Here is a 16,985-nt window from a genome sequence, read left to right on the forward strand (position 1 = left end):
GACTCATCTGCGCCGCTCCTGCTCATCGCTTCGCTCTGCATCGTCACCGGCGCGACTCATCTGCGCCGCTCCTCCTCATCGCTTCGCTCTGCATCGTCACCGGCGCGCATGGTCAGCGACGCTACACCGTAGGTTGGACACCATGAGTCAGACGGTGCGCGGTGTGATCGCACGACAAAAGGGCGAACCCGTTGAGCTGGTGAACATTGTCGTCCCGGATCCCGGACCCGGCGAGGCCGTGGTCGACGTCACCGCCTGCGGGGTATGCCATACCGACCTGACCTACCGCGAGGGCGGCATCAACGACGAATACCCTTTTCTGCTCGGACACGAGGCCGCGGGCATCATCGAGGCCGTCGGGCCGGGTGTAACCGCAGTCGAGCCCGGCGACTTCGTGATCCTGAACTGGCGTGCCGTGTGCGGCCAGTGCCGGGCCTGCAAACGCGGACGGCCCCGCTACTGCTTCGACACCTTTAACGCCGAACAGAAGATGACGCTGACCGACGGCACCGAGCTCACTGCGGCGTTGGGCATCGGGGCCTTTGCCGATAAGACGCTGGTGCACTCTGGCCAGTGCACGAAGGTCGATCCGGCTGCCGATCCCGCGGTGGCCGGCCTGCTGGGTTGCGGGGTCATGGCCGGCCTGGGCGCCGCGATCAACACCGGCGGGGTAACCCGCGACGACACCGTCGCGGTGATCGGCTGCGGCGGCGTTGGCGATGCCGCGATCGCCGGTGCCGCGCTGGTCGGCGCCAAACGGATCATCGCGGTCGACACCGATGACACGAAGCTTGACTGGGCCCGCACCTTCGGCGCCACCCACACCGTCAACGCCCGCGAAGTCGACGTCGTCCAGGCCATCGGCGGCCTCACGGATGGATTCGGCGCGGACGTGGTGATCGACGCCGTCGGCCGACCGGAAACCTACCAGCAGGCCTTCTACGCCCGCGATCTCGCCGGAACCGTTGTGCTGGTGGGTGTTCCGACGCCCGACATGCGCCTGGACATGCCGCTGGTCGACTTCTTCTCTCACGGCGGTGCGCTGAAGTCGTCGTGGTACGGCGATTGCCTGCCCGAAAGCGACTTCCCCACGCTGATCGACCTTTACCTGCAGGGCCGGCTGCCGCTGCAGCGGTTCGTTTCCGAACGCATCGGGCTCGAAGACGTCGAGGAGGCGTTCCACAAGATGCATGGCGGCAAGGTATTGCGTTCGGTGGTGATGTTGTGATGGCCGCCATCGAGCGCGTCATCACCCACGGCACCTTCGAACTCGATGGCGGCAGTTGGGAAGTCGACAACAACATCTGGCTGGTCGGCGACGACTCCGAGGTGGTGGTTTTCGACGCCGCCCACCACGCGGCTCCTATCATCGACGCCGTCGGCGGCCGCAAGGTGGTTGCGGTGATCTGCACGCACGGCCACAACGACCACGTGACGGTGGCCCCCGAACTGGGCACGGCGCTTGACGCACCGGTGCTGATGCATCCCGGCGACGCCGTGCTGTGGCGAATGACTCACCCGGACAAAAGCTTTCGCGCCGTTTCAGACGGTGATGCGGTGCGGGTTGGCGGGACGGAGTTGCGTGCGCTGCACACCCCGGGGCACTCCCCTGGATCGGTGTGCTGGTATGCGCCAGAGCTGGGTCCCGGAACAGGCACCGTGTTCAGCGGAGACACGCTGTTCGCTGGCGGGCCGGGTGCAACCGGCCGCTCGTATTCCGACTTCCCCACGATCCTGCGGTCGATATCCGGACGGCTCGGCGCATTACCGGGCGACACCGTCGTGCACACCGGCCACGGCGACAGCACCACCATCGGCGACGAGATCGTCCACTACGAGGAATGGGTGGCCCGTGGGCATTGATCCCGCGGGCGCGCGCAGAATGCCGGTCGTAGCGGCGTGTCGGTGTACAAGCACCGCGCGGTCCATGAGCCGAGCGCTACTTATCCGCGCAATCTGACACTCGAGCCAAGCTGCGGCGCAGAAACACCGCAAAGCCGGCACCCATGACCACAAATGCCGTCACTGGCACCCAGTCACCCAACCGAAGGTAGAGCGTGACATTCGATGCCAACGGAACGTTCACCACGATGGCACCGTTGAATTCCGCCGAGCACCAGGCCAGCCGACGGCCCCGGGTATCAAAGGCCGAGCTGTCGCCCGACAAGCTGGCGTGCACCGCTGGGATGCCGGCTTCGACGGCGCGCACCGCGGGCTGGGCGGCCAACTGCGGCTGCGCCCAACTCCCTTGGAACGTCGAGGTGGAACTCTGATACACCAGCAGCGCCGCCCCGAGCCGCGCGGCGTGCCGGGTCAGATCGGAGAAGGTCATCTCGTAGCTGATCAACGGGGCGATATGCAAGGAGTTCACCGCCAACACCACCGGCCCGGCGCCGCGCTGCCGATCCTTTGCGGCGGCCTTGCTGTAGCGGGTGATCCAGCCGAAAAGCGGGCGCAGCGGAGCACATATTCGCCAAACGGAACCAACCGGGTCTTCCGGTAGCTGCCCACAGCTTCGTGCGCGCCGACAAGCACCGCCGACTTGTAGATTCCCCCGTCCGGTGCCGGGGCGTCGACGTTGACCAACAAATCCGCGCCCACCCGCTGTGACAGCTCGGCCAGGCGAGCCAGGACGTCAGGATGGCGGGTGAGGTCTTGTCCGACGCTGCTTTCCCCCCAGACCACCAAGTCCGGCCGCTGGTCCGCAACGGCCGCGGTGAACTCTTCACCGGCCGCCAGTCGAGCCGCCGCATCGGCTATGTCGCCGGCCTGTACCAGCGCCACGCGCACCGTCGGACCGCCGACCGGCACCGAGCCCAGCAGGTAGGAAGCCGGGCCGAGTCCCGCACACCCAATCACGCATCCCAGCGCGACCAGCCGGCCGCCCGTTGCCCGGCACACGAGCACGCTCGCGATGGCGGTATTGGTCGCAACCAGAAGAAAACTTGTCAGCCACACCCCACCCAGCGACGCCGACGCTAGCGTCACGGGCTGGCTCCATTGCGATGCACCCAGCAACGCCCACGGACCGCCCAGCGATTGCCAGGACCGCACCGCTTCGGCTGCCACCCACGCGCTGGGCACCACGACCAGGGCGGCACCGACGCGGCATGTGGTCACCGGTACCGACAACAGCCGGTGCGCCAACCACCCGGCCGGCAGCCACAGCACACCCAGGCCGGCGGCCAACAGCACCAGCATCGGACCAGCACTGGTCACCAGCCAGTACTGGGTTGCCAGCACAAATCCGCCCATACCCGTCCACGCCCGCAGCGCGCCCTCCCACGACGTCGGCGCGGCCCGCACCACTAACAGCAGTGGGACCAAGCCGAACCAGGCCAGCCACCACCAAGACGGCGCGGGAAAGGCCAGCGCGGGTAACCCGCCGAACACCAACGCTGCCGCACAACCAATGACCGGTTGTCGCCGGGCTCCCGCGCGCAACGCCATGCCGATCAGCATGCCGGCCACATTCGCCTGCGTCGAGGAAAAGAGCAGACTAAGACCGGCAGTCCCCGCCAGAAAGGGAGTGATTTGCATGGCCAAGGATCTGGTCGCCACGGTGCCCGATCTTTCCGGGAAGCTGGCAATCATCACCGGCGCCAACAGCGGTCTAGGCTTCGGGCTGGCCCGGCGGCTGTCGGCGGCTGGCGCCGACGTAATCATGGCGATCCGCAATCGCGCCAAGGGCGAGGCGGCGGTCGAGGAAATCCGGACCGCGGTTCCGGATGCGAAGCTGACCATCAAGGCCCTCGACCTGTCATCGTTGGCGTCCGTCGCCGCGTTGGGGGAACAGCTCATGGCTGACGGGCGGCCGATCGACCTGCTGATCAACAACGCCGGCGTCATGACCCCACCGGAACGCGTTACCACTGCCGACGGCTTCGAATTGCAGTTCGGCAGCAACCATCTCGGACACTTCGCGCTAACCGCACACCTGCTGCCGCTGTTGCGCGCGGCACAGCGCGCGAGGGTCGTCTCGTTGAGCAGCTTGGCGGCCCGCCGCGGCCGCATCCACTTCGACGACCTACAGTTCGAGAGGTCGTACGCCCCGATGACGGCCTATGGCCAGTCGAAGCTGGCGGTCTTGATGTTCGCCCGCGAGCTGGACCGCCGCAGCCGCGCGGCCGGCTGGGGCATCATCTCCAATGCCGCGCATCCTGGCTTGACCAAGACCAACCTGCAGATCGCGGGACCGTCCCATGGCCGCGACAAGCCGGCGCTGATGGAACGCTTGTACAAGACGTCCTGGCGTTTCGCACCGTTCCTCTGGCAGGAGATCGAAGAGGGGATCTTGCCCGCGCTGTATGCAGCCGCCACCCCGCAAGCCGACGGTGGCGCGTTCTATGGCCCCCGCGGCCGCTACGAGGTCGCCGGCGGTGGTGTGCGAGAGGCCAAGGTTCCCGCAGCCGCCCGCAACGACGCCGATAGCAAGCGACTTTGGGAGGTCTCCGAGCAGCTCACCGGTGTCAGCTACCCGAAATCGCGCTGAACTGCCCGATCCCGGGAACCTGAGGTATTCCGGGGGGGAGCTGCGGAATCTCCGGAATCGGTGGGATCGGCGGGATCGGTGGAGGGCTGGGGGACGTGGTCGCCGGCGGCTGCGTGGTCGCCGGCGGCTGCGTGGTCGCCGGCGGCGCGGAAGCGGGGGTCGTCGGTGCCGGAGTGATGACATCGGTGGTCACCGCCGGTTGCGTATTCGTCGTTGTCGGCGGAGGCGGCAACGGCTGCTGCAGCGGCGGCGCGGGCCCACCGGTGGCTGGCGCCTGTACGGGAGGTGCGGGCTCGGTAGTGGGGCCATCGGATGCCGGCGCTGGGGACGGGGGCGGTGCGGCGGTCGTGGTCACACCCGGCCTCTGCGGGGTCCCCGGCGCCGTCGGCTGGTCGCCGGTGGACAACCCGATCGCCACGGCGGCACCCACCAGCAACACCGCCACCGTCGTGCCGGTGATGATCACGGCCGGCAGGCGATACCACGGGATTGGCGGGGACTTGGGCTCGGGCTCCGCATGGGCATCGTGGTCGAAGCTCAGCGACGGGCGGGCCGCTGTGTAGCCAGGGGCCGGCCCGATGTGGGAGTCCTCGTCGGCCTCCGACCAGGCCAAAGCGGGCTGCAGGACCGACGCCGGCGCATCGGCCGGCGCCGTCGCCGTCGCCGAGGTGACCGCGGTCAGCACCGTTGCGCTGGTGTCGCCGGGTCTGCGTGCCGCCCACAACGCGCCGCCGAAAGCGGCCGTCAATTGCGGACGAGGCGTCCTGACCACCGGCACGCAGAAACGTCCGGACAGCGTCGTGGTGACTGCCGGGATATTTGCACCACCACCCACCGAAACGATCGCTACCAGCTCGGCCGTGCGAATTCCGCTGCGGGCCAGGGTTTGTTCCAAGGCCCTGCCCACGCTGTCCAGCGAGTCACGGATTGTGTCCTCGAGCTCGTTGCGGGTCAACCGGATATCCCCGCCCAACGCGTCGGTCAGCGTGGTCACCGTGCTTGACGAAAGCCGTTCCTTGGCTTTGCGACATTCGATCCGCAGCTTAGTCAGTGAGCCGATCGCCGAGGTGCCGGCTGGATCGAACGCGCCCGTGCCCGGTAGTTCGGACATGACGTAGCTCAACAGCGACTGATCGATCAGATCGCCGGAGAAAGCCTGATGGCGCACCGTCGCGGCCACCGGCCGATACTCGTCTGCGGCGTCGACGAGCGTGATGCCGGTCCCGCTGCCACCGAAGTCGCATACCGCGACGATCCCACGGGCCGGTATGCCCGGGTCGGCCCGTATCGCGTACAGCGCTGCCGCGGCGTCAGGGAGCAGTGACAGTGGCTGGGCCGTACTCGAAGTCCCGTGCGACCATTCCGAGGCCCGACGCAGCGCGCTATCCAACGCTGCTACCGCAGCCGGCCCCCAGTGGGCGGGATAGGTCACCGTGACACTTCCGGGAAGAGCACGACCGCCGGTAGCGGTGTAGGCCAGCGCCAGCAGTGCGTCAGCCACTAGCGCCTCGCTGCGGTACACCGAGCCGTCGGCAGCCACGATGCCGACCGAATCTCCCACCCGGTCTACGAAGTCGGTGATCACCAGGCCTGGCTCGTCCAGCCTCGGGTTCTCCGATGGCACACCGACCTCGGGCGGGCGCTGTCGATACAGCGTCAGCACGGGTTTACGTGTGATGGAGTGATCGGCAGCCACAGCCGCTAGGTTGGTGACACCGATCGACAAGCCTAATGCCGGTCTCGCCCCTGTTGCCATATGGCCCAATCCCCGTGTCCGGCGGCTCGTCGCAACCGCCTACCTCGAATTTTCCGTCATACCTATAGCCAATGTGGGCGCCGGTGATCTGGATAGCGACATTGCCGCAACGCCCGGTTGGTCAGCAAATGGTGCCCATGCTGGCGACCAACGGGACCTCCGGCGCGGTAAGGCAGCCGGGCTCCAGTAATCCCAGCGGCTAGGCCAAGGCCTCGATGTCGTCGGTGGCGACGATGCCTACCGGCTTGGAGCCGTGTTGAGAAATGAGTTCGGCCGTCGGCAGCAACCTCCCCACTCAGCAATCCCAGCTTCACCCTAAACCTGGCGTTCGTACGCCACCTAGCATCTGGTGGGTGCGAACGGTGATGTCGCGTTGAGCCGCATCGGCGCCACCCGTCCGGCATTGAGCGCGTGGCGATTCGTCACAGTGTTCGGGGTGGTCGGCCTGCTCGCCGACGTCGTGTATGAAGGGGCCCGTTCGATCACCGGCCCGCTGCTGGCTTCGTTGGGAGCGACCGGACTGGTGGTCGGAGTCGTCACCGGCGTCGGTGAGGCCGCCGCCTTGGGCTTGCGGCTGGTGTCGGGGCCATTGGCCGATCGAAGCCGACGGTTTTGGGCCTGGACCATCGCCGGCTACACCCTGACGGTGGTAACGGTTCCGCTGCTCGGCATCGCGGGCGCCCTGTGGGTGGCGTGCGCGTTGGTCATCGCCGAGCGAGTCGGGAAAGCTGTGCGCGGCCCCGCCAAAGACACCCTGCTGTCGCACGCGGCCAGTGTGACCGGCCGAGGCCGCGGTTTCGCCGTGCACGAGGCGCTGGACCAGGTCGGTGCGATGATCGGCCCTCTCACCGTTGCCGGGATGCTCGCGATCACCGGGAATGCCTATGCGCCCGCGCTCGGCGTGCTGACCCTGCCCGGCGGTGCCGCCCTTGCTCTGTTGCTGTGGCTGCAGCGTCGGGTGCCCCGCCCGGAGTCCTACGAGGACTGTCCGGTTGTCCTCGGTAATCCTTCGGCGCCGCGACCCTGGGCGCTGCCGGCGCAGTTCTGGCTGTACTGCGGGTTCACCGCGATCACCATGCTGGGGTTTGGCACGTTCGGGTTGCTGTCGTTTCACATGGTCAGCCACGGCGTGCTGGCCGCCGCCATGGTCCCGGTGGTCTATGCGGCCGCAATGGCCGCAGATGCGCTGACGGCCTTGGCCTCAGGCTTCAGCTATGACAGATATGGCGCGAAAACCCTTGCCGTTCTGCCGATTCTGTCGATTCTGGTGGTGCTATTCGCCTTCACGGACAACGTCACAATGGTGGTCATTGGCACGTTGGTGTGGGGCGCAGCGGTCGGAATACAAGAGTCCACGCTGCGCGGCGTGGTGGCCGACCTGGTCGCCAGCCCACGGCGGGCCAGCGCCTACGGCGTGTTCGCCGCAGGGCTGGGCGCTGCGACCGCCGGGGGCGGCGCCCTCATCGGCTGGCTGTACGACATCTCCATCGGCACGCTCGTTGTGGTGGTGATCGCACTTGAACTGATGGCCCTGGTGATGATGTTCGCGATCCGACTACCCCGCGTAGCACCGAGCTAAAGAAGCGATCAGGCGGCCCAACGGAACAGCAGGTTGGTATGCGACAACATGCTTGACCGGCACGCCAACAAGCACGACTGCCACCGATCCAGGTAAGTGGCGGCCAAGGACGGTCAACCGGTCTAGGCTCGCCAGTATTACCCCTTCAAGGGCGAAGGGGGCAGGAGGATCTCGATGGGCCTCAACACGGCGATCGCGACTCGGGTGAATGGCACGCCGCCGCCGGAGGTGCCGATCGCCGATATTGAACTGGGTTCCCTGGATTTCTGGGCACTCGATGACGACGTTCGCGATGGCGCCTTCGCCACCTTGCGCCGCGAGGCGCCGATCTCGTTCTGGCCCACGATCGAGCTGCCCGGGTTTGTCGCGGGCAATGGGCATTGGGCGCTCACCAAGTACGACGATGTCTTCTACGCCAGCCGTCATCCGGACATTTTCAGTTCGTACCCCAACATCACGATCAACGACCAGACACCAGAGTTAGCCGAATACTTCGGCTCGATGATCGTGCTCGACGATCCGCGCCATCAGCGGCTGCGCTCGATTGTCAGCCGAGCCTTCACCCCGAAGGTGGTAGCCCGCATCGAAGCAGCCGTGCGTGACCGGGCCCATCGGTTGGTCTCATCGATGATCGCCAATAATCCCGACCGGCAGGCCGATCTGGTCAGCGAACTCGCAGGTCCACTGCCGCTGCAGATTATCTGTGACATGATGGGGATTCCCAAGGCGGACCATCAGCGCATTTTTCACTGGACCAACGTCATTCTCGGCTTCGGCGATCCCGATCTGGCCACCGATTTCGACGAGTTCATGCAGGTTTCGGCGGACATCGGCGCCTACGCCACCGCGCTGGCCGAAGACCGCCGGGTCAACCACCACGACGATCTGACCAGCAGCCTGGTCGAAGCCGAGGTCGACGGCGAGCGGCTGTCGTCGAGGGAGATCGCGTCGTTCTTCATCCTGCTGGTGGTGGCCGGCAACGAGACGACGCGCAACGCGATCACTCACGGCGTGCTGGCACTGTCCCGCTATCCCGAGCAACGGGACAGGTGGTGGTCTGACTTCGACGGCCTGGCGCCCACCGCGGTCGAGGAGATCGTGCGGTGGGCCTCCCCGGTGGTCTACATGCGCCGCACCCTGACCCAAGACATTGAGTTGCGCGGCACCAAGATGGCCGCCGGTGACAAGGTCTCCCTGTGGTATTGCTCGGCCAACCGGGACGAGTCAAAGTTCGCCGATCCCTGGACATTCGACCTAGCACGCAACCCCAATCCGCATCTCGGTTTCGGTGGCGGTGGCGCCCATTTCTGCCTGGGCGCCAACCTAGCGCGTCGGGAGATCAGGGTCGCGTTCGACGAACTACGCAGGCAGATGCCCGACGTCGTCGCGACCGAGGAGCCCGCACGGCTGTTGTCGCAGTTCATTCACGGAATCAAGACGCTGCCAGTTACGTGGTCCTGAAAGGCCGAACGTGGCTCGGCGGGTATATGGTGCGCCATTCCCGGTGGCTGTGGGATTTGCACTACACAGGAAGCGTTGTCGCCCACCCACTGGCGGACCGGTAGGCACCGATCGGTGCCGGCCTGTTTTGGGTAGCGGATCAAGCGCACAAACGACTCGCGGTGGCCGAACAGGATGATGTTGGCGAGACGCCCCGTCTGGCATGACCGCTGCCGACGCGTTCGAGTGCGGTCGAGAGCCAAAGGCGGCTTGATCAGCCGCCAACCGCAGGCCGAAGACGTGCCGGCTCAGGTGTGTGACGATCGTAGCCGTAGCGGTCGATGATCTCGCCCCAGTGCTCATCGACAATCGCACGCTGCTCGACGGTCAGTTGATAGCTGTTGGTTTTGTAGTCCGCATGGTCAGCTAGGTATTGCCGCAGACGCGGCAGGTAACACTCGAAGTCGCCCAGTCCCAGGTGCTGGTATAGCCGGCGCAGCTGTCCCTCGGGATCACCGATCAAATCCTCATAACGCAATTCGTAAAAGCGTGTGGGGTCAACGAGTTCTCGGCCTTCGTCCAACTTTCGGTATAGGTCGACGTAGGTCGACACGACCTTGTCGTCCAACCCGTCGAACGTCGGTTGTTGCAAGCCATGTATGCGGTACAGCGCCTTATGAAGATGGATGGTTGATGGATAGACCACATAGGGATCTCGGACGATGTGGATGAACTTCGCTTGCGGGAATACCTCCAGCAGCACCTTGATTCGAAAACTATGCGTTGGATTCTTGAGGATCACCGTCTTGCGACGGCGGAAGTACACCTGCTGAACGAACCGGAACAGGGTCCGTTTCCAGATTTCTAGTTCTCGCGGTGCCACCTGCTCTAGATCCAGGTACTCCTCATACTGGGGCGGCCGGTTCGGGAATGCGATGGTCAGATACGGCGACGGCAGGCCCTGCATACACCACACGAACTCGTCTTCCTGCGGGTGATGCAAGCTCAAATCCATGTTGTCCATTGCCCGATGCTTCGATACCAGGAATTCCACATATGGCGCAAACCACTCGGTCAGTAGAAAATGGTGTGGCGCAAGGCATTCGTAGCCGGTGGGACCGGTGTGGCGATCATCGACGACCAACAGTTCATGCAGCAAGGTGGTGCCGGTACGCCAATGCCCAACAATGAAGATTGGCGGATCGGCGATCACCGTTTCGGCCACTCGCCTACCGAAAACGATCTTCTGCCACAACCCCAGACAGGAATTGACCATGCTGAGAAACGTATAGAGGACCGCGAAGTGCCAGCGGCTGTGATGCACGGCGAAGCGGTTACGGATCAAAAGCCGCATCCAGGCCGAGAAGTTGCAGCCGACCCACAGCGGTGCGGCCCACTCGCGCCACCGGGAAAGTCGAGACGACGAACGGAGAGCCTTCATGGTGCGACGCGGGGGGTAACGGCGACCCGTAACCGGGTCAAGCCGCGAAGGTTGGCGTTTGTCGTCCACGTCGGCGGCTCGACCACCTCTATTCGGTCGATATTGGCGACGATCTCGCGCAAGATCGCCTGACCCTCCATGCGCGCCAGCTGGGTCCCCGGACACAGGTGGATGCCGGAGCCGAACGCGAGATGCCCGACCGGGTTGCGGTCGGCGCGAAAGACATCCGGGTCTTCGTACTGGCGCGGGTCACGGTTGGCTGCACCCCATGCCAGCAGCACCAGTGAGCCTGCCGGGATGACCGCTTGACCGACCGAATAGTCGACGCGCGTTGTGCGGCAGATGTTTTGGATTGGCGATATAAAGCGGAGGTGCTCCTCGATCGCCGACGGGATCAGGTCTGGTTGCTGCGCAAGGAGTGTCAGCTGATCTGGATAGTCGGCCAGCGTCAGAAACAATGTGCTAATCATATGAGCAGTGCTCTCATAGCCCGCAACCAGCAGCAACACCGCGAAGAAGAACAATTCGTCATCGCTGAGTCGACCTTGCTCGGCATGGGTGGCAAGCTTCCCGAGAACAGTGCATTCCCTAAGCAGCCCGTTGTCACGCCGATGAGTGAAGAGTGCACGCAATCGCCGGAATCCGGCAAAGCCCTGCACAAGCGAAATCAACCCGGAGGCTGACAAGGCAACGTCGGTGATCCGTACCGCCTGGTTGGACAAACGGCAGAAGGCGGCCTCGTCCGGTCCATCTACGCCGAGCACACTGGTGATAGCGCGCATCGGCATCGGTGCGGCCACGGTGGAGACGACGTCCGCGGGCGTCTGGGTCAGTAACCCGCCGACCAGTTCTCGGGCAAGCTGGTCGACCATCGGGCGCCACGTCTCCAACGCGCCACGCGCCATACCTGGTGCCAGTTGCTTGCGCATCCGGGTGTGCGCCGGCGGATCGGACGTCGGCAGAAACGGCAGCCACCCCCGTGAGAAGGTGACCCCACGGGCGCTGGACAACGTGTCGTGGTTACGCGCAGCCTCGCGGACGTCGGCGTATCGGCTCAAAATGTAGACGTCGCGCTTGGGGTTGTACTGCACCCGCTCGCCGGCCAACAGCTCTCGATAATGCGGGTAAGGATCAGCGGCAATCGCGGGATCGAACGGGTCAAAGTCGGTGAGCTGCATAAATTTCCGGCAATGCCGGCCGGTCAACCTGGACCGAGCCTTCCCGGCGACCCTCAGCGCAAGTGCTTTCGCGACCGCGGGCCCGTAGGTTCGCACAGTTTGCGCGTCGCGCCACATGCTGGTGGCTACCGGGATGCCACCAGATGACGCGCGCCGGCGCGTGGGAACGCCCAGAGCCGTGGTCGCGTCCTGCGCGGTCAGACCAACGTCGGGCGTGCCCGCTAACGGGCACCCGGCCAGCCGCACTCGGTCCGGCGCGGGCTCGGGAGGGGACTGTGTCGCGGTCATGACCCTCCGAACTCAGAGAGGCGTAGAACAGTCACAGGGTAACGGCGGGCATCGCAATAATTGCGCAGTTTCGCAAAGCGTTTCGCAACGCAATAAGATGGTTACCCGGAGTTCGGACAGGCGAATCTGCCCAGCGCAAGGCTGGTGATAGCGCCGACCAACGGCGCCGTGATCGGTAACCGTTTCCGACCGGCCGATACCGGCCCGGCCACCATAGCGGAGGTCAACCCCACCTGTTGGCGGAACGCCCAAAACTGGGCCGACTGTGTAGGCATGCGTCGCACTTGATTGGTCGCCGACCCGGCAATTCGCTAGCCGCGCTAAGGGTCGCGCATCGTTGGCCACAACAGGCGCGACTTGCGCGAATGTGCTTTCTCGCCGGCATCGCGATGCCTAACTTTATGTTTTCGAGGAGACTGCGATGCGGCTTCCAGGCCGTCATGTGTTATACGCCCTGTCGGCGGTCACCATGCTGGCGGCCTGCTCCAGCAACGGTGCTCGTGGCGGCATTGCGTCGACGAACATGAATCCGACAAACCCACCCGCAACTGCGGAGACCGCTACCGTCTCACCGACACCGGCTCCGCAGAGCGCGCGAACCGAGACCTGGATTAACCTTCAAGTCGGCGACTGCCTGGCCGACCTGCCGCCGGCGGATCTGAGCCGGATAACCGTCACGATTGTCGATTGCGCGACAGCGCATTCGGCCGAGGTATACCTGCGTGCTCCGGTGGCCGTCGATGCCGCCGTCGTTTCCATGGCCAATCGTGATTGTGCTGCCGGATTTGCGCCCTACACAGGCCAATCCGTCGACACCAGCCCATACTCGGTGGCGTATCTCATCGACTCGCATCAGGATAGAACCGGGGCCGATCCCACCCCGAGCACCGTCATCTGTTTGCTGCAGCCCGCCAACGGTCAGTTGCTCACCGGGTCGGCCCGTCGCTGACCGGACGACCCGTTGTTCGGGTGCGTGGCACACGACACCAACCGGTATCGTCTGTTGCCGTGACTTCTCCGATTGCTCCGAATACCAAAAGCGACGGTTCTCGCTGATGACTACCCCACCCGACAAGGCGCGGCGCCGGTTTCTTCGCGACGCCTACAAGAACGCTGAGCGCGTCGCACGAACCGCTTTGCTCACAATCGACCAGGACCAGCTTGAGCAGCTGCTCGACTACGTCGACGAGAGACTCGGCGAACAGCCTTGTGACCACACCGCCCGGCATGCGCAACGATGGGCCCAATCACACCGCATCGAATGGGAGACGCTGGCCGAGGGCCTACAAGAGTTTGGTGGCTACTGCGATTGTGAGATCGTAATGAATGTCGAACCTGAGGCGATCTTCGGCTAGTCCTCTGCCGGCGATGTTCTCATAACGACATGGCAAGCCACGCGCTTGACTAAACTCAGCCGACGTCAAACCGCCTGTCCCCGATATGCCCTGCGAGGTTGCCTCGTGGCTGATGACTCAAACGACACCGCGACCGATGTCGAACCCGACTACCGGTTCACCCTTGCCAACGAGCGGACCTTCCTGGCCTGGCAGCGCACCGCTCTAGGCCTGCTGGCCGCGGCGGTCGCCCTGGTGCAGCTCGTCCCGGAACTGACGATCCCCGGCGCACGCCAGGTGCTCGGTGTGGTGCTCGCGATTTTGGCAATCCTCACCAGCGGAATGGGTCTGCTGCGCTGGCAGCAGGCGGATCGCGCCATGCGCCGGCACCTGCCATTGCCCCGTCACCCCACACCGGGCTACCTCGCGGTGGGGCTCTGCGTGGTCGGGGTCGTCGCGCTCGCATTGGTGGTAGCCAAGGCGATCACCGGGTGAACCGTCACTCGACGGCAGCGAGCGATCGCGGGCTGCAGGCCGAACGGACGACGCTGGCCTGGACCCGGACGGCCTTTGCGTTGCTGGTCAACGGCGTGTTGCTGACGCTCAAGGACACGCAAGGCGCCGACGGGCCGGCTGGGCTGATCCCGGCCGGCCTAGCTGGTGCTGCGGCCTCGTGCTGCTATGTGATCGCTCTACAACGCCAACGAGCACTTTCGCACCGCCCGCTACCGGCACGAATCACTCCCCGCGGCCAGGTCCACATCCTCGCGACAGCGGTGCTGGTGCTTATGGTCGTCACCGCCTTTGCTCAACTGCTCTAGCGCGGCGAACAGACGCAAAAGCCCCCGCACGCACGGAGTGTCGGGGGCTTTTGCGTCTACTCGCCAAATGCGATCGTGGCCGATGGCGGCGCGGACCTTCCTGTAAATTGCCGGAATTCACGATTTTGTGCGGCTAGACCAACGCCGGGAGCCAGCGTGCCTGCGAGGATAGGAGCGCCTCGGCCGATCCGCCGGCGCAGCCGTTCGGTCACAACGGATCTGACCTGCTCAGCCTGCAAGTCAACCACAAGACCGGTCCAGGCTGATACGCAAAATATGTGAGTGTACCCGCCGCCACAGCGGCAGCAGCTGGATCCCCCTTTTGGTGGACACGAGATCCACCCAATAGGCTGGGCCGATCGGGCGATAGACATTGTCAGTTCGTGCCGGCACCCTGATCACTGACCTCAACACCGAGCGTCGACCCCGTCCCTATGGTCCAAGGAAAACAATGTCATACGTGGCTGCCGAACCAGGCGTGCTGATCTCGCCGACGGACGACTTGCAGAGCCCCCGGTCAGCCCCGGCAGCGCATGACGAAAATGCGGACGGCATAACAGGCGGGACCAGAGACGACTCTGCTCCCAACTCACGGTTTCAGCTAGGCAGGCGCATTCCGGAAGCCACCGCCCAGGAAGGGTTTCTGGTTCGGCCATTCACCCAACAATGTCAGATCATCCACACCGAAGGAGATCATGCTGTTATCGGGGTATCCCCGGGGAACAGTTACTTCTCCCGCCAGCGCCTACGGGATCTCGGGCTTTGGGGTCTCACGAATTTTGATCGTGTGGACTTCGTCTACACCGATGTCCATGTCGCCGAGAGTTACGAAGCGCTAGGCGATTCCGCAATCGAAGCCCGGCGCAAGGCGGTCAAAAACATCCGCGGCGTCCGCGCCAAGATCACCACCACGGTGAACGAACTCGATCCGGCCGGGGCCCGGCTGTGCGTTCGTCCGATGTCGGAGTTCCAGTCCAACGAGGCATACCGGGAGCTGCATGCGGACCTGCTCACGCGCCTGAAAGACGACGAGGACTTGCGCGCCGTCTGCCAGGACCTAGTGCGGCGCTTCCTGTCCACGAAAGTGGGTCCGCGGCAGGGGGCGACGGCTACTCAAGAGCAGGTGTGCATGGACTACATTTGCGCCGAGGCCCCGCTATTCCTCGACACACCTGCGATTCTCGGAGTGCCGTCGTCGTTGAATTGCTACCACCAATCACTGCCCCTCGCCGAAATGCTCTACGCCCGAGGATCGGGACTACGGGCATCGCGCAATCAAGGCCACGCCATTGTTACCCCTGATGGGAGCCCCGCCGAATGACCGCGACCGTTCTGCTCGAGGTCCCGTTCTCTGCACGTGGGGATCGGATTCCTGACGCCGTCGCAGAATTACGAACCCGCGAGCCTATCCGCAAGGTACGGACCATTACCGGCGCCGAAGCCTGGCTCGTCTCCTCGTATGCACTGTGCACACAGGTGCTCGAGGATCGGCGTTTTTCCATGAAGGAAACCGCCGCTGCCGGCGCCCCCCGCCTGAACGCGCTGACTGTTCCACCCGAAGTGGTCAACAACATGGGAAACATCGCCGACGCGGGACTGCGCAAGGCGGTGATGAAAGCGATCACACCCAAGGCACCCGGGTTGGAGCAATTCCTACGAGACACCGCGAACTCGCTGCTGGACAACCTGATTACCGAGGGCGCACCAGCCGATCTGCGCAATGACTTCGCCGACCCGCTGGCCACTGCCCTGCACTGCAAGGTTCTGGGCATCCCGCAAGAAGACGGCCCGAAGCTGTTCCGTAGCTTGAGTATCGCTTTCATGAGTTCGGCCGACCCGATCCCCGCCGCGAAGATCAACTGGGATCGCGACATCGAATACATGGCCGGAATTCTGGAAAACCCAAACATCACGACCGGCCTCATGGGTGAGCTCAGCCGCCTCCGGAAAGATCCCGCCTACTCGCACGTCTCCGACGAACTATTCGCGACCATCGGCGTCACTTTCTTCGGTGCCGGCGTCATCTCAACCGGCAGCTTCCTCACCACCGCGCTGATATCGCTGATACAACGCCCGCAACTTCGGAACTTGTTGCACGAGAAGCCGGAACTGATCCCGGCCGGTGTAGAGGAACTGCTGCGGATCAATCTCTCCTTCGCCGACGGGTTACCGCGCCTGGCCACCGCCGACATCCAGGTCGGCGACGTGCTGGTCCGCAAGGGGGAGCTGGTGCTGGTGCTGCTCGAGGGCGCCAACTTCGATCCCGAGCACTTCCCTAACCCGGGCAGCATCGAACTCGACCGGCCCAACCCCACCTCGCACCTCGCGTTCGGCCGCGGCCAACACTTCTGTCCTGGATCAGCTCTCGGTCGCCGCCACGCACAGATCGGCATCGAAGCGCTGTTGAAAAAGATGCCCGGCGTCGACCTGGCTGTGCCCATCGACCAATTGGTCTGGCGCACCCGATTCCAAAGACGCATCCCCGAACGCCTTCCGGTGCTCTGGTAGGCTTCCGGAAACTCACCCGAGCCATCACCGCAAGATTTGGCAAGCGTTGGGACAGAACAATTTCGACCTTGCACCGGCCGAAGGCGCTGCCTTCTACCGAATAAAAGTACGGGCCTCCCCCAAACTCCGAAATCGTCAGTACCGCACG

At 64.6% G+C, this 16,985-nt stretch carries 17 protein-coding genes, 1 pseudogene and 3 other annotated features (1 of these 21 running past the window's edge); of the genes and pseudogenes, 11 read left to right on the top strand and 7 right to left on the bottom strand.

The window, feature by feature from the left end; translation table 11 throughout:
• Window positions 1-7, bottom strand: a repeat region (53 bp Mycobacterial Interspersed Repetitive Unit,Class II) (it extends 46 nt beyond the left edge of the window).
• Window positions 8-60, bottom strand: a repeat region (53 bp Mycobacterial Interspersed Repetitive Unit,Class II).
• Window positions 61-110, bottom strand: a repeat region (50 bp Mycobacterial Interspersed Repetitive Unit,Class II).
• Between the two features lie 32 nt (window positions 111-142).
• Window positions 143-1,228 carry an S-nitrosomycothiol reductase MscR gene (gene mscR, locus Rv2259; protein NP_216775.1) on the top strand — a complete coding sequence of 362 codons (1,086 nt, stop codon included), beginning with the start codon at window positions 143-145 and terminating at the stop codon, window positions 1,226-1,228.
• Window positions 1,228-1,863, top strand: a complete 636-nt coding sequence (locus Rv2260; RefSeq protein ID NP_216776.1) for a hypothetical protein — start codon at window positions 1,228-1,230, stop codon at window positions 1,861-1,863. Before mscR ends, Rv2260 begins: the two co-directional genes overlap by 1 nt.
• Window positions 1,864-1,939: 76 nt before the next feature.
• Here the strand turns inward: Rv2260 and Rv2261c are convergent.
• A pseudogene (locus Rv2261c) lies at window positions 1,940-3,450 on the bottom strand.
• An 88-nt stretch (window positions 3,451-3,538) separates the two neighbouring features.
• Between Rv2261c and Rv2263 the strand changes: the two are divergent.
• Window positions 3,539-4,492, top strand: a complete 954-nt coding sequence (locus Rv2263; protein ID NP_216779.1) for an oxidoreductase — start codon at window positions 3,539-3,541, stop codon at window positions 4,490-4,492.
• Here the strand turns inward: Rv2263 and Rv2264c are convergent.
• Complete coding sequence (locus tag Rv2264c; RefSeq protein NP_216780.1) at window positions 4,470-6,248, bottom strand: hypothetical protein; 1,779 nt, start codon at window positions 6,246-6,248, stop codon at window positions 4,470-4,472. The genes Rv2263 and Rv2264c overlap by 23 nt on opposite strands.
• Before the next feature lie 349 nt (window positions 6,249-6,597).
• On the opposite strand from Rv2264c, the gene Rv2265 reads away from it, so the two are divergent.
• Together Rv2265 and cyp124 are read left to right on the top strand one after the other, a co-directional pair.
• Window positions 6,598-7,827 (top strand): integral membrane protein, encoded by a 1,230-nt coding sequence (locus Rv2265; RefSeq protein ID NP_216781.1) that lies wholly within the window; start codon window positions 6,598-6,600, stop codon window positions 7,825-7,827.
• Between the two features lie 174 nt (window positions 7,828-8,001).
• On the top strand, window positions 8,002-9,288 hold the full coding sequence (cyp124, locus tag Rv2266; protein ID NP_216782.1) for a cytochrome P450 Cyp124: 1,287 nt from the start codon (window positions 8,002-8,004) through the stop codon (window positions 9,286-9,288).
• 253 nt (window positions 9,289-9,541) lie between these two features.
• Here the strand turns inward: cyp124 and Rv2267c are convergent, their stop codons facing one another.
• From Rv2267c to Rv2269c, 3 genes are read right to left on the bottom strand one after another with little or no spacing between them, the layout of a single operon-like run.
• Window positions 9,542-10,708 (bottom strand): hypothetical protein, encoded by a 1,167-nt coding sequence (locus Rv2267c; RefSeq protein NP_216783.1) that lies wholly within the window; start codon window positions 10,706-10,708, stop codon window positions 9,542-9,544.
• Entirely contained in the window at window positions 10,705-12,174 is a 1,470-nt protein-coding gene (cyp128, locus tag Rv2268c; RefSeq protein ID NP_216784.1) for a cytochrome P450 Cyp128, read from the bottom strand. The genes Rv2267c and cyp128 overlap by 4 nt, the downstream gene beginning before the upstream one ends.
• A 12-nt stretch (window positions 12,175-12,186) precedes the next feature.
• The gene (locus Rv2269c) at window positions 12,187-12,519 is read right to left on the bottom strand and encodes a hypothetical protein (RefSeq protein NP_216785.1); all 333 of its coding nucleotides are present in this window, start codon (window positions 12,517-12,519) and stop codon (window positions 12,187-12,189) included.
• A gap of 76 nt (window positions 12,520-12,595) precedes the next feature.
• Between Rv2269c and lppN the strand changes: the two genes are divergently transcribed.
• From lppN to Rv2273, 4 genes are all read left to right on the top strand, one after another.
• Entirely contained in the window at window positions 12,596-13,123 is a 528-nt protein-coding gene (gene lppN, locus Rv2270; protein NP_216786.1) for a lipoprotein LppN, read from the top strand.
• A gap of 106 nt (window positions 13,124-13,229) precedes the next feature.
• On the top strand, window positions 13,230-13,529 hold the full coding sequence (locus Rv2271) for a hypothetical protein (RefSeq protein NP_216787.1): 300 nt from the start codon (window positions 13,230-13,232) through the stop codon (window positions 13,527-13,529).
• Window positions 13,530-13,634: 105 nt separating this feature from the next.
• Window positions 13,635-14,003: a transmembrane protein gene (locus tag Rv2272; protein ID NP_216788.1), complete on the top strand. Its 369-nt coding sequence runs from the start codon at window positions 13,635-13,637 to the stop codon at window positions 14,001-14,003.
• Window positions 14,000-14,329: a transmembrane protein gene (locus Rv2273; protein NP_216789.1), complete on the top strand. Its 330-nt coding sequence runs from the start codon at window positions 14,000-14,002 to the stop codon at window positions 14,327-14,329. Before Rv2272 ends, Rv2273 begins: the two co-directional genes overlap by 4 nt.
• Window positions 14,330-14,385: 56 nt before the next feature.
• Here the strand turns inward: Rv2273 and mazF8 are convergent, their stop codons facing one another.
• Entirely contained in the window at window positions 14,386-14,703 is a 318-nt protein-coding gene (gene mazF8 / locus Rv2274c) for a toxin MazF8 (RefSeq protein NP_216790.1), read from the bottom strand.
• A gap of 33 nt (window positions 14,704-14,736) precedes the next feature.
• Window positions 14,737-14,985, bottom strand: a complete 249-nt coding sequence (gene mazE8, locus Rv2274A; protein ID YP_007410963.1) for an antitoxin MazE8 — start codon at window positions 14,983-14,985, stop codon at window positions 14,737-14,739.
• Between mazE8 and Rv2275 the strand changes: the two genes are divergently transcribed.
• Complete coding sequence (locus Rv2275; RefSeq protein NP_216791.1) at window positions 14,781-15,650, top strand: cyclo(L-tyrosyl-L-tyrosyl) synthase; 870 nt, start codon at window positions 14,781-14,783, stop codon at window positions 15,648-15,650. The two genes, mazE8 and Rv2275, sit on opposite strands and share 205 nt — an antisense overlap.
• On the top strand, window positions 15,647-16,837 hold the full coding sequence (gene cyp121, locus Rv2276; protein NP_216792.1) for a cytochrome P450 Cyp121: 1,191 nt from the start codon (window positions 15,647-15,649) through the stop codon (window positions 16,835-16,837). The genes Rv2275 and cyp121 overlap by 4 nt, the downstream gene beginning before the upstream one ends.
• Window positions 16,838-16,985: the final 148 nt, after the last annotated feature.

The organism is Mycobacterium tuberculosis H37Rv, from assembly GCF_000195955.2.
Taxonomy (GTDB): domain Bacteria; phylum Actinomycetota; class Actinomycetes; order Mycobacteriales; family Mycobacteriaceae; genus Mycobacterium; species Mycobacterium tuberculosis.